10 protein-coding genes are annotated in these 12784 nt (G+C 41.5%); 4 read left to right on the top strand and 6 right to left on the bottom strand.

The features are described 5' to 3' along the window. Positions 1 to 205 precede the first annotated feature (205 nt). The 6 genes from FTU38_RS08850 to rpmH all read right to left on the bottom strand — a co-directional run bounded on the left by FTU38_RS08850 (position 206) and on the right by rpmH (position 5752). The gene (locus tag FTU38_RS08850) at positions 206 to 1438 is read right to left on the bottom strand and encodes a tyrosine-type recombinase/integrase (protein ID WP_180111002.1); all 1233 of its coding nucleotides are present in this window, start codon (positions 1436 to 1438) and stop codon (positions 206 to 208) included. 205 nt (positions 1439 to 1643) lie between these two features. After that, entirely contained in the window at positions 1644 to 2999 is a 1356-nt protein-coding gene (mnmE, locus tag FTU38_RS08845; protein ID WP_180024966.1) for a tRNA uridine-5-carboxymethylaminomethyl(34) synthesis GTPase MnmE, read from the bottom strand. A 92-nt stretch (positions 3000 to 3091) separates the two neighbouring features. Continuing rightward, positions 3092 to 4858 (bottom strand): membrane protein insertase YidC, encoded by a 1767-nt coding sequence (gene yidC, locus FTU38_RS08840; RefSeq protein WP_180111001.1) that lies wholly within the window; start codon positions 4856 to 4858, stop codon positions 3092 to 3094. 5 nt (positions 4859 to 4863) lie between these two features. Continuing rightward, a complete protein-coding gene (gene yidD / locus FTU38_RS08835) occupies positions 4864 to 5184 on the bottom strand; it encodes a membrane protein insertion efficiency factor YidD (RefSeq protein WP_078189510.1) in 321 nt (106 codons plus the stop codon). A 9-nt stretch (positions 5185 to 5193) separates the two neighbouring features. Then, a complete protein-coding gene (rnpA, locus tag FTU38_RS08830) occupies positions 5194 to 5586 on the bottom strand; it encodes a ribonuclease P protein component (protein WP_078189509.1) in 393 nt (130 codons plus the stop codon). A gap of 31 nt (positions 5587 to 5617) precedes the next feature. Beyond that, a complete protein-coding gene (gene rpmH, locus FTU38_RS08825; protein WP_000831329.1) occupies positions 5618 to 5752 on the bottom strand; it encodes a 50S ribosomal protein L34 in 135 nt (44 codons plus the stop codon). Positions 5753 to 6412: 660 nt separating this feature from the next. Here rpmH and dnaA point away from each other — a divergent pair. The 4 genes from dnaA to gyrB all read left to right on the top strand — a co-directional run bounded on the left by dnaA (position 6413) and on the right by gyrB (position 12673). After that, complete coding sequence (gene dnaA, locus FTU38_RS08820) at positions 6413 to 7798, top strand: chromosomal replication initiator protein DnaA (protein ID WP_180005504.1); 1386 nt, start codon at positions 6413 to 6415, stop codon at positions 7796 to 7798. A gap of 108 nt (positions 7799 to 7906) precedes the next feature. Next, a complete protein-coding gene (gene dnaN, locus FTU38_RS08815) occupies positions 7907 to 9055 on the top strand; it encodes a DNA polymerase III subunit beta (protein ID WP_180005503.1) in 1149 nt (382 codons plus the stop codon). Between the two features lie 23 nt (positions 9056 to 9078). After that, a complete protein-coding gene (gene recF / locus FTU38_RS08810) occupies positions 9079 to 10161 on the top strand; it encodes a DNA replication/repair protein RecF (protein ID WP_180111000.1) in 1083 nt (360 codons plus the stop codon). Between the two features lie 43 nt (positions 10162 to 10204). Then, positions 10205 to 12673 carry a DNA topoisomerase (ATP-hydrolyzing) subunit B gene (gyrB, locus tag FTU38_RS08805; protein WP_180005501.1) on the top strand — a complete coding sequence of 823 codons (2469 nt, stop codon included), beginning with the start codon at positions 10205 to 10207 and terminating at the stop codon, positions 12671 to 12673. Positions 12674 to 12784: the final 111 nt, after the last annotated feature.

Raw genomic sequence — 12784 nt, 5'->3', positions numbered from 1 at the left:
TTTGAATAACAGTGCTATTAAAAAATATAACCTCAGTTATAGGCTTAATACTCGTTAATCCGTCTTAATCCGTCTTAATCCGTCTTAATCTGTATAAACTGCGCTTTTGCTATAAATCTAATATAAGCAAAGTTATAAATTGAATAACATTGTTATTAGTCATATATGAATAATTAACAGTTCATCAGGTTACAATTAGATACAATTAAGCTCCTTTAGCCTGATTAAAAAAGATCAGATTCGGTTCATAAATCACACTAAAAATATGATTACTCCATTTCTGCATCATCTCTATGCGTTCTTTTTCATACTTAGCTTTGTTATATACGCCTCTAACACCTTTGGCCGTATGGTTTAAACAAGCCTCGATTGCATCACTATTAAAGCCTTGCTCGTTTAAATGAGTGCTGGCCGTTCTTCTCAAGTCATGCACGGTAAACGGTGGCAAGTCTGTTAATGCCAGTGCTGCCTTTTGCGCCGTATTAAATGCGTTATGGCTGATATGAGTACCTGACTTTCTGCCTACAAATACAAAAGGCTCATTGCCTGCAATCGCTTTGAGTTCCTTAAATATCTCCATCACCTGATCCGACATATAAACGACCATTTCACGGCTATGGCCTGTCGCACTGTCGGCCTTTGTTTCAGGGATAAGCCATATACGGCTATCAAAGTCGATATGCTCCCACTTGGCCCTCAATAGCTCTGACTTTCTAACCAATGTAAGCAATGACAGCAAAAGGCCCAGCTTTCTAGGTCTATAGATTCTTGAGTTTAGGAGGGTGGTGTAATAGGTGCGGATTTCATTTGTGCTTAAATATCTATCTCTAGGCTTTGCCTTGTGTACGTGCCGTGATGGGATAGCCAAAACAGGGTTATAAGGTACAAGGCCCAAAGTCATTGCATAATCAAACATGCGCTTTAACAAGCCTCTGACTTGGTTAGCTGCTGCATCATATCCCTGTTCTTTTTTGCGCCATATAGTACGGCGTATATCTTCAATACTGATCTGATCTAATGGAATATGGCCCATCATCGGATAAATATCATTGCTCAGGCATAAAACCATGTTGTAAGGGTCTTTGCGGTCTTTTTTAATGACTTCTTTTAAATAGCGTTCGCCGTAGTCCTTAAACAAAATGCCTTTAGGCTTTGCCTTATCTTGTTTAGGTGAAATACCTTTAGCCACCAATGAGGCTGATTCGTCTCTGATCTGTCTAGCATCCTTCAATGACAAGTCAGGATAACGGCCTATAACAAGCCTTTCTTGCTTGCCTGCCAGTGAATAACGATAGTGCCACGACTTAACGCCTGATTCCTTCACATCAATAAACAGGCCATTATTCAGCTTGTCTTTAACTGAATATCGCTTGTCCTGTGGTTTCAGGTTTTGAATCTCTCTATCAGTAGAGAAAAACAGGCCGTTCATTTTTGGCATTACTCTAGTCACTCAGGCATGAAAATAAGGTTTTATTGTCACGTAGCTAGTAGGTGACTAAAAAAATCATAGCACTAGATGAACGTATAGAACATATTGGAACAATAAAAAGGCATAAAAAAAGCACTAAGTTATTAAAACTTAATGCTATTTAATTCATATAGTAATTTATTGGAACTTATTGGAATATTGACTTAAATTGAAATTACTTTCCGATACAGAACGATCCAAAAATCTTACCGAGTAGATCATCTGCACTGAAATCGCCCGTAATTTCACCTAAGGCATTTTGCGCCAAACGTAGAGACTCGGCTACCAACTCACCCGCATGATAAACCACCAACTGCTCACGTGCTTCTGCAAGATAGCGCTGAGTGCGCTTCATTGCGTCTAAATGGCGTGTTCGAGCAATAAAGGTATCTTCCTCTGGTTGAAAGCCTGCATGCGCTGTAATCGCATCAATAAGCGCTTGAACGCCAGTTTCTTGTTTAGCCGAAACGCGAATATGTCGAAAACCGTTTAAATCGGTAATTTCCGCGGTAGATCCCGTCAAATCGCATTTATTACCAATCAACATCAAACGCTTCGGTTCGATATGATCGGCAAAGTACGCTTGAGCCAATAGCAGTGGATCTTCGCCTTGACTTAAGTCATAGACCAAAAGTAACAAGTCAGCTTGCTCAATTTCTTTAATTGCGCGACGAATCCCTTCTTTTTCGACGATATCACCGGTTTCACGTAAACCAGCGGTATCGGTCAAGGTAATCGGCAAACCATTGAGGCTGATTTTTTCATGTAAAACATCACGTGTCGTACCTGCAATATCCGTCACAATCGCACGTTCCACACCCGCCAAAGCATTGAGTAGAGATGACTTACCTGCATTGGGTTTACCTGCAATCACCACTTGTAAACCTTCACGTAGTAACTGACCTTGACGAGCAGACTGCTGTACAGCATGGACCGAGCTTGCCACTTCATCCAATAAGCCCAAAATCTTACCATCCGCCAAAAAGTCGATTTCTTCTTCAGGAAAATCAATCGCTGCTTCCACATGCAAACGCAAATGGATAAGTTTTTCTAGCACCGTATTGACCTTGCTCGAAAAGGCACCTTGTAATGAACGTACCGCTGAACGTGCCGCTGCTTGTGAGGTGGCATCAATCAGGTCGGCAATCGCCTCGGCTTGCACCAAGTCCATTTTGCCATTTTCAAAGGCGCGCATTGAAAATTCGCCCGCTTTTGCAGCAATAGCACCCAATTCAAGTAACCGTGCCAATAATGCATTTTGAATAACGGGGCCGCCATGACCTTGAAGCTCCACCACATCCTCACCCGTAAAGGAGTGTGGATTTGGAAAGCAAATCACCAAACCTTCATCCATGATTTCATTCGATGCATCATAAAACTTACGGAAACCAGCAAAACGTGCTTGTGGTAAGGATTGCTGCGTTAATGCTTCTGCAATGGCATAAGATTTTGGACCAGACAGGCGAATCACGCCGACACCACCACGACCCGGCGGTGTGGCAATTGCTGCGATGGTGGTTCGGTTTAACATAAAATTCACCTAAAAATTTTCAAACGACAGATAAAGAAAAATCCGCCTAAGATTACCATCTTAAGCGGATTTATTCAGCCCATCAGCAATGCTTAGTTTGCTGAGTCAGCCGCTTCACGTTTTAAACGGTCTTTTTCAACTGATTTGTTAATCAAACCTTGTTGAAGAATAGTAATACTGTTGTTACAGATCCAGTAAAGCACAAGGCCCGCAGGGAAGAACAACATAAATACCGTAAAGATCACTGGCATGATTTTGAAGACTTTCGCCTGCATTGGATCAGCCGGTTGTGGGTTCAAACTTTGCTGAATGAACATGGTTAAGCCCATTAATAGCGGCAAAATAAACCATGGATCCATCGCAGATAAATCTTGAATCCAACCTAACCATGGCGCATGACGTAGTTCAACGGACTCCATCAATACCCAGTACAAAGCAAGGAAGATCGGCATTTGGAGCAATAACGGCAAGCAACCCGACAGTGGATTCACTTGTTCACGTTTGTACAATGCCATCATTTCTTGCGAGAAGCGCATACGGTCTTCACCGAACTCTTCTTTCATACGTTGCATTTCAGGTGCAATCACACGCATTTTCGCCATAGAACGGTAGCTCTTCGACGACAATGGCCACAAGATCAGTTTCACTAGAATCGTCAATAAAATAATTGACCAACCCCAGTTACCCACTAAACCATGGAAGAATTGTAGGCCTAAGAACAACAATTTCGCGATTGGCCATAACCAACCATAGTCTACAGTTTGGTTCAAACCAACAGCCAAATCTTTCAATTCAGATTGGATTTTTGGACCTGAATAGAACGTTGCATCTACTTCTGCCACAGTTCCTGCAGGAACATTGATTGCAGGTGAAGTGAACTGAATAATGTTCATATCATCGGTAGATTTACGTGACTCAAGTTTCGCAGCATAAGGTTGACCATTGGCTTGCGTTAATTTGATCTGTCCAGGAATCCACGCACTCACGAAGTAATGCTGAACCATTGCAACCCAACCGCCAGTTGCTTCAACATTCAATTTTTCTTCATTAAAGTTAGCAAATTTAAGTTTGTTGTAATGTTCTTCAGGCGAACCCCATGCACCACCAAGGAATGTACCTAAAGTGAAAATACCTTGATCAGATTTACCTGGATCTTCAGAGTTGTCGCGTTTAAGCTGACCAAACATCTGACCTTGCCAGTTCTGAGCACTGCGGTTCACGATTTTATGATTCACGACAACAGGGTATTCACCTTCAGTGAAGTTAAAGGTTTTAATAACCTCTACACCATCTGCTGTTTTATAAACCATTGGTACTGACAAAACTTTTGCTGTTTGGCCATCTTTACCCTTCACAGTTTTTGCGTCATTCAACGTATATGAAGATTTTTCAATCTCATAGGTTGGACGTCCTTTCGGATTGCTGTCCGGGCCATTAAGACCAATTAAGCCAGACTGAGCAACATAAGTACGTTTTGCATCGCTTTCAAGCATTACAAACGGTTCGTCGCTGTCTTTATTTTTGTCATGATTGAGTAATTCAATACGAACAATATCGCCACCCTTTGGATTAATCCAAAGATGGTAAAGGTCAGTTTGTACTGAAATTAACTGTTGACTAACAGGTGCAGTGGCATCTGTTGTTTGTTGTGTAGCAGCATTATTTGCTTGCGGCACATCAGTAGCAGCCGTAGCTGTCTGGCCATTTGGTAAATCGGCAGATACTTCATGCGTTACCACCGCAGCATTTTGCTGAGGTTTTTGTTCCGCATGTCCATAATCTTTCTGCCAAGCCAAAATGAGCAAATATGCGACAACAAACATGGCCCCTAGAATTGCAATCCTGGCCCATTGTTGCATAGGTATTACCCCAAATGGTTAGAGTGATTTTGGTTCAATAAACGTTCACGAAAGGGTACAGCAACGTGAAGCGTTTGAGAATCTATTTGCTGAAATGAAATAAAACGAATTGCTTTTGATGGAACAGGATCATAGCCTGAACCGCCCCAAGGATGACAACGGCAAATACGCTGAACAGCTAGACACACTCCACGTACAGCACCATGTTGATGGACTGCTTCCAAAGAATATTGAGAACATGTTGGAATATAACGACAGCGTGGTCCCAATAAAGGACTAATCGCAATCTGATAGAAACGAATGAGCCAATGCAGTAAACGAACCATTGGTCATCTCTACGCTTGTGGGGAGGTAGCTATTTTTTTATGCTTATTTGCAAGGCGCTGCAATTTTTGCCAAGCAAATTGTAATTGCTGATGCAACTCTGCATTCGGTACCGCCTCTATGCCCATTTTTGGCATAACGACAATATCTAATACATTAGACTGCTGTTGATGCAGGCGAAAACTTTCGCGTGCAAGTCGCTTTACTCGATTTCTTTCATGTGCGCGGCGCACTTTTTTCTTAGCAACAACAATACCCAAACGGCTATTCGGCTGTTCGGAGATTTTTGCTAGAAATAAGAAATGGGGTTGATGCACTTTAAAAAGCGCACCATCGAACACACTTTTATAATCGGCAGCACAGTGTATTCGCACATCTGTGCTAAAGCCGTAAAGTGTTGTCATAACACCCAAGTCTTGACAGTCTTAACTGAAATTAAACAGTTAAGCTGTGACGACCTTTCGCACGACGACGCGCTAATACTTGACGGCCAGCTTTAGTAGCCATGCGAGCACGGAAACCATGAACGCGTTTACGTTTCAACTCAGAAGGTTGGAAAGTACGTTTCATATCGAAACTCCAAAAATGATCTTTCAGTAAAGGTTCGCGATTTTAGTGCTCATTGCTTGAGCTGTCAATGAAAAACACGCTTTCTTTCAAAATCTAGGCTGTGATATATCAAGATAATATAAGGATTAGAAATCAGTTATAAAGGTTTAAATTAAAATACTCACAAACTAAATCATTGTATATGTTAATTATTTAAGTTATCTTCAAGTTTACTCACAGATTTATCCACAGTCTCGAATTTGTGAATTGGTTTTTATGAATTTAAATTTGAATTTAAACCAACCCTCGAGTTATCCCCAAAATGGGTCGATCTTATAAATAAATTCAAATTTTAAAATTTAAATTTATTACTATTAGTGTTGATATTTTCTGTGGAAAACGCATTTTTAGATTTAAAAAACAAATAATTATATTGTGGATAACGATGTTTTTATAATTTTGATAGTTTGTGGATAACTTTGTGCTACAATTTATCCACAGCTTGCGGATAAACTTATCCACACGTGATTTAAATTTAAATTTAAACTCAATTTGCGTTTTTTTGATCGATTTCGACTGATTTGTTCATGACAGATGTGGATAAGATGGTTAGAATGGCTGCCCGCTTAGGCGGGGTTGAATTATTTTTTTACGTACAATGGACTGAAATAGGGGTTTCACATGCTTTGGACAGACTGCTTAACTCGCTTGCGACAAGAGCTTTCAGGAAATGTCTATACAATGTGGATACGCCCACTGGTGGCAGAAGATGCAGGTGATAGTCTAAAACTCTATGCACCGAATCCGTATTGGACGCGCTATATTCAAGAGCACCATTTAGAACTGATTTCAATTTTAGCGGAACAGTTGTCTGAAGGTCGGGTACGTAAAGTTGAGATTTTGGTTGATTCACGGCCTGGTGCAATTTTATCTGCAGCTGAACAACCAGCAACAACCACCGCAGCATTAGAGTCAACACCACAAGTATCGGCACCGACTCGTCCTAAAAAAGAAAAAGAAGAGACGTCTTCAAAAAATAACCGTAAGCGTCAGCTTAACCCATTATTTACCTTTTCCTTGTTTGTTGAAGGTCGTTCCAATCAGATGGCGGCAGAAACCTGTCGTAAAGTCTTGACGCAGCCCGGTGCTTCGCAGCATAACCCGTTATTTTTATATGGACCGACTGGTTTAGGTAAAACCCATTTAATGCAAGCCGTAGGTAATGCATTATTGCAAGCGAAGCCGAATGCACGTGTGATGTACATGACGGCTGAAAGTTTTGTACAAGACTTTGTGAGCTCGCTACAGCAAGGTAAGGTCGAAGAATTCAAGAAAAACTGTCGTTCGCTAGATTTGTTATTGGTGGATGATATTCATTTGTTGGCGGGTAAAGAGGCCAGCTTAGTTGAGTTTTTCTATACCTTCAACGCGTTATTGGATGAATCTAAACAAATCATTTTAACCTCAGATCGTTATCCAAAAGAACTGACTGAGCTAGATCCACGTTTGGTTTCACGTTTTTCATGGGGCTTATCGGTGGGTGTTGAACCGCCTGATATTGAAACCCGTATTGAAATTTTACTGAAAAAAGCGGAAAGCAATGGGGTGGAACTTCCACGGAATTGTGCGCTGTTTATTGCTCAACAAGTGGTTGCTAATGTCCGTGAACTAGAAGGTGCGCTGAATAAAGTCGTAGCCATTTCTCGTTTTAAAGGCACCCCAATCGATCTAGATGTGGTGCGTGAATCGTTAAAAGATGTGTTGGCAATTCGTGCGCGCACCATCAGTACTGAAAACATTCAGCGTGTGGTGAGTGAATATTTCCGTATTCCATTGAAAGAATTGGTTGGTCCAAAACGTACACGTATTTATGCACGTCCACGTCAGTTGGCTATGGGGCTAGCACGTGAACTGACAGGGGATAGTTTCCCTGAAATTGGTATGGCTTTTGGTAATCGTGACCACAGTACTGTGATGCATGCCTGTGAAAAAGTACAAAGCCTGCGTGAAGAAGATCCAATCTTCAATGAGGACTATAAAAACTTGCAACGTCTGCTGCAAAGTTAAGTCTTTTCGTTCAAATTCTGTTCTTGCAATGCGGTATATTCTGCCGCATAGTACACTGCTAAAAAATTAATTTATTTTGTCTATCTTCAGTTTTTAGAGGAATGTATCGTGCGTTTAAAAATCGCGAAAGAAAGCTTACTGAATGTTCTATCACATGTCGTAGGAGCGGTTGAACGTCGCCATACCTTAAATATTTTATCCAATGTAAAAGTACAGGTAACTGAGCAAGCTTTGACCATTACCGGTTCAGATCTTGAAGTTGAACTGGTTGCAAGCACACCACTTACTGAAGGTGCATGTTTACAAGCAGGAGTGACGACTGTTCCTGCACGTAAATTGATGGATATCTGTAAATCATTACCGTCAGCGGCATTGATTGATTTGCAAATTACTGAAGATCAACGTTGTATTTTAAAATCTGGCAACAGTCGTTTTGTATTGGGTACTTTGCCTGCAGAAGACTATCCATTATTAACCACTGAAAATACTCAAGGCACTCAAGTCGGTGTGACTCAACGTGAGTTAAAGCGTTTATTTGAAAAAACGTCTTTTGCCATGGCGGTTCAAGATGTGCGTTTTTATTTGACGGGTACTTTGCTTGAAATTGATGAAAATCAATTGCGTGCAGTAACGACCGATGGTCACCGTTTAGCGATGTGTGAAACAGTGGCAAGCTCGAATGCGACACAAGCAATGCAAGCGATTGTTCCACGTAAAGCTGTAGGTGAATTGCAGCGTCTATTGAGTGTTGAAGACGAGCAATTATCGTTGTTAATTGGTCGTGAATTATTAAATGTAACGATTACCATTGCCAGCCGTGATAAAGAGCAGGGTGATATTACCGTACGTTTCACCACAAAATTGATCGATGGTAAATTCCCTGACTACCGCCGTGTGATTCCACGTGGTGGTGATAAAAATGTGCGCATTGCACATGATGTATTTAAACAATCACTACAACGTGTGGCGATTTTAAGTAATGAAAAATTGCGCGGCGTATTCTTGAAGTTTGATGCGGACACTTTACAACTTCGTGCCAATAACCCTGAGCAAGATGAAGCTATCGAAGATCTCGCAATTCAATATGCTGATGCACCGATGGAAATGTCATTCAATGCACAGTACTTATTGGAAGTTCTGAATGTATTGGATGGTGATGATGTTGCAATGACCATGACAGAAGCCAACCAATCTGTATTGGTACAAGATCCACAACAACAAGATCAAACCTATGTTGTGATGCCAATGCGTGTTTAATTCGGACTGACGTCTCAATTATTATGCATATCACGCGTTTACATGTAGAACGTGTTCGAAATTTAAAGACGGTTGCACTCTCTGGGTTGCAACCGTTTAATGTCTTTTATGGGCAAAATGGTTCAGGCAAAACTTCTGTATTAGAAGCAGTACATTTGCTGGCAACTGGACGTTCTTTTCGAACCCATATTCCGAAAAATTATATTCAAAATAACAGCCCTGACGCTGTCGTCTTTGCGCAGTCTGCAACAGACCGCATTGGTATGCAAAAAATGCAGTCGGGCGAGCAAGTGATAAAAATCAATGGCGACCTTGTGGGGACACAAGGGCAGTTGGCCAAGATTTTACCGCTACAACTCATCGATCCACAAAGTACCGATATTATTGATCATGGTGCGAAGCCACGACGTCAACTTTTAGATTGGTTGATGTTCCACGTGGAACCGGAGTTTTACCATGCATGGCAATATTATGCACGGGCATTAAAACAGCGGAATAGTTTGCTGAAATCACGACGTCATTTGAGTCTGTCTGACTTAGAACCGTGGAACAAAATGCTCAGTGATTATGGTGAGATATTACATAGTCTGCGCAGTAATGTGGTGGAACAGTGGACTCGATATTTCCAACAAGATCTCCAAGCCTTATTGCCGCATTTAACAGTGACGTTGGAATATAGTGCAGGCTTTCATGCCGAAACAGGGCTGTTGAATGATCTGACCAATCAGCACTTTAAAGACTGCGAACGTGGCTATACTGAGTATGGTCCGCACCGTGCAGATTTAAGGTTAAAAACCGCTATGGGGGATGCAGATGTTGTGCTCTCTCGTGGGCAAAAAAAGTTATTGATCATGGCGTTAAAACTGTCACAGATAGCAATGCTACATGCTTGTAATAAGGAAACTGTGGTATTATTAGATGATCCGACAGCAGAATTAGATTTAACCGCACAACAGCGTTTAATTGAGCGTTTAAGCCATCTTGGTAGTCAAGTTTTTATTACCACTTTAGACCATGATTCAGTGCAAAAACACTTACATGATTTATCTATTTCTTATCAATTATTCAAAGTTGAAAATGGTACGGTGCAGGCTGTTGTGCAATGAAATACCACCTTTGGATAGACCTATTTTTCACTAGGGAGAAACCATGAGTTCAGAAGATCAAGCTGCTTCTCAAACAGAACAAACCATAGAAAAAGCTTATGATTCCTCTAGCATCAAAGTATTACGTGGTCTAGACGCTGTACGTAAGCGTCCGGGCATGTATATTGGTGATACTGACGATGGTACTGGCCTACACCACATGGTGTTTGAAGTTGTCGATAACTCAATTGATGAAGCGTTGGCAGGTCATTGTGACGAGATCAATGTCACCATTCATGAAGATGAATCTGTAAGCGTATCGGATAACGGTCGTGGTATTCCTACCGACATTCACCCAGAAGAAGGTGTTTCTGCAGCAGAAGTGATTTTGACGATTCTGCATGCGGGCGGTAAATTTGACGATAACAGCTATAAAGTTTCAGGCGGTCTACACGGTGTAGGTGTATCCGTGGTGAATGCGCTTTCAAGCAAGCTCGAATTAACCATTCATCGTGCAGGTCAAATCCACCAGCAAGAATATAAACACGGTGATTCCGTGTATCCATTAAAAGTGGTGGGTGAGACAGATCGTACAGGTACACGTGTACGTTTCTGGCCAAGTGCTGAAACCTTCAGTCAAACGATTTTTAATGTCGATATTTTGGCGCGTCGTTTACGTGAATTATCGTTCCTGAATGCAGGTGTGCGAATTGTGCTACGTGACGAACGTATCAATTTAGAGCACGTTTATGACTATGAAGGTGGTTTGTCTGAGTTTGTGAAATATATCAACCAAGGCAAAACTCATCTGAATGATATCTTCCATTTTACCACTCAAGCGGATAATGGCATTGGTGTAGAAGTTGCATTGCAGTGGAACGATTCTTATCAGGAAAATGTTCGTTGCTTTACCAACAACATTCCACAAAAAGATGGCGGTACGCATTTAGCGGGTTTCCGTGCTGCATTAACCCGTGGCTTAAACAGCTACATGGAAAGCGAAAACTTACTCAAAAAAGAGAAAGTGGCGGTTTCTGGTGATGATGCACGTGAAGGTTTAACTGCGATTGTTTCGGTGAAAGTGCCTGATCCAAAATTCTCTTCGCAAACCAAAGAAAAATTGGTGTCGAGCGAAGTGAAAACTGCGGTTGAGCAAGCCATGAATAAATCGTTCTCTGAATATCTTTTAGAGAACCCACAAGCCGCTAAATCGATTGCAGGCAAGATTATTGATGCAGCACGTGCGCGTGATGCAGCACGTAAAGCACGTGAAATGACACGTCGTAAGAGTGCGCTGGATATTGCTGGTTTGCCAGGTAAATTGGCCGATTGTCAGGAAAAAGATCCTGCATTGTCTGAACTTTACTTAGTCGAAGGTGACTCTGCGGGCGGTTCTGCAAAACAAGGCCGTAACCGTAAGATGCAAGCGATTTTGCCGCTGAAAGGTAAAATCCTCAACGTGGAACGTGCACGTTTTGACAAGATGATTTCTTCACAAGAAGTGGGAACACTGATTACTGCTTTAGGTTGTGGTATTGGCCGTGAGGAATATAACCCAGATAAACTGCGTTATCACAAAATCATCATCATGACCGATGCTGACGTCGATGGTTCGCACATTCGTACGCTACTGTTGACCTTCTTCTTCCGTCAAATGCCAGAACTTGTGGAACGTGGATATATTTATATTGCACAGCCACCGTTGTATAAGCTGAAAAAAGGCAAGCAAGAACAGTACATCAAAGATAATGATGCGCTTGAGACTTACCTGATTTCAAATGCAATTGATGAGCTTGAATTACACATCAGTGCAGAAGCACCAGCCATTCGTGGTGAGGCTTTAGCGGGTGTGATTGCGGATTATCAAACCTCTCAAAAGAGTTTGCATCGTCTGACTGTACGTTATCCTGCAAGTGTGTTGGATGGTTTATTGGCAGTAGAAGGCTTTAAGTTAGATCAAGCAAATAACCAAGACTATGTACAGACTTGGGGGGAGCAGCTACGTGCCAATATTGAGAAAACTCAGCCTAGCTTACGTCCTGAATTAAGCTTAGAAACGTTTGAGCATGAAGATACCGAAGGCAATAAGTCAGCGACCTATTTCCCGCGTATTACCATCTATGTTCATAACTTACCGCACCAATACTTGTTAGATTCAGGTCTATTGGGTTCAGGTGAATATGCGCGTTTGCTCAAAAATTCGAAGAGTTGGTTCACATTATTGGAAGAAGGTGCTTACCTGCAAAAAGGCGAGCGCAAAATTCCAGTGAGTAGCTTCCATCAGGTTTGGCAAAACATCCTACAAGACTCACGCCGTGGCATGATGATTCAGCGCTATAAAGGTTTGGGTGAGATGAATGCTGAACAGCTTTGGGAAACTACGATGGATCCTGAGAACCGTAACATGCTGCAAGTAACGGTACAGGATGCGATTGAAGCTGATCGTATGTTCTCTTGCTTGATGGGTGATGATGTGGAACCACGTCGTGCTTTCATTGAAGAAAATGCGTTAAATGCGGATATTGATGCCTAAATTCTGATTACAGAATCATTCAAAAAAGCACTCTTCGGAGTGCTTTTTTTTGTGCTATCTTAAATAAAATTGAATATTAAATCGCCAATTTGTGTTTTATAAAATTGACTT

Origin of the sequence: Acinetobacter sp. YH12098, from assembly GCF_013419235.1 — a bacterium.
GTDB lineage: Bacteria > Pseudomonadota > Gammaproteobacteria > Pseudomonadales > Moraxellaceae > Acinetobacter > Acinetobacter amyesii.
The sequence above is the reverse complement of the archived record's forward strand: the minus strand, read 5'-3'. Positions and strand labels throughout refer to the sequence as shown.

Excerpts from the sequence above, each read along its gene's own strand:
- yidD (WP_078189510.1), bottom strand. The coding sequence starts at position 5,184 with ATGGTTCGTTTACTGCATTGGCTCATTCGTTTCTATCAGATTGCGATT.
- yidC (WP_180111001.1), bottom strand. The coding sequence starts at position 4,858 with ATGCAACAATGGGCCAGGATTGCAATTCTAGGGGCCATGTTTGTTGTC.
- gyrB (WP_180005501.1), top strand. The coding sequence starts at position 10,205 with ATGAGTTCAGAAGATCAAGCTGCTTCTCAAACAGAACAAACCATAGAA.
- dnaA (WP_180005504.1), top strand. The coding sequence starts at position 6,413 with ATGCTTTGGACAGACTGCTTAACTCGCTTGCGACAAGAGCTTTCAGGA.
- rnpA (WP_078189509.1), bottom strand. The coding sequence starts at position 5,586 with ATGACAACACTTTACGGCTTTAGCACAGATGTGCGAATACACTGTGCT.
- recF (WP_180111000.1), top strand. The coding sequence starts at position 9,079 with ATGCATATCACGCGTTTACATGTAGAACGTGTTCGAAATTTAAAGACG.
- mnmE (WP_180024966.1), bottom strand. The coding sequence starts at position 2,999 with ATGTTAAACCGAACCACCATCGCAGCAATTGCCACACCGCCGGGTCGT.
- rpmH (WP_000831329.1), bottom strand. The coding sequence starts at position 5,752 with ATGAAACGTACTTTCCAACCTTCTGAGTTGAAACGTAAACGCGTTCAT.
- FTU38_RS08850 (WP_180111002.1), bottom strand. The coding sequence starts at position 1,438 with ATGCCAAAAATGAACGGCCTGTTTTTCTCTACTGATAGAGAGATTCAA.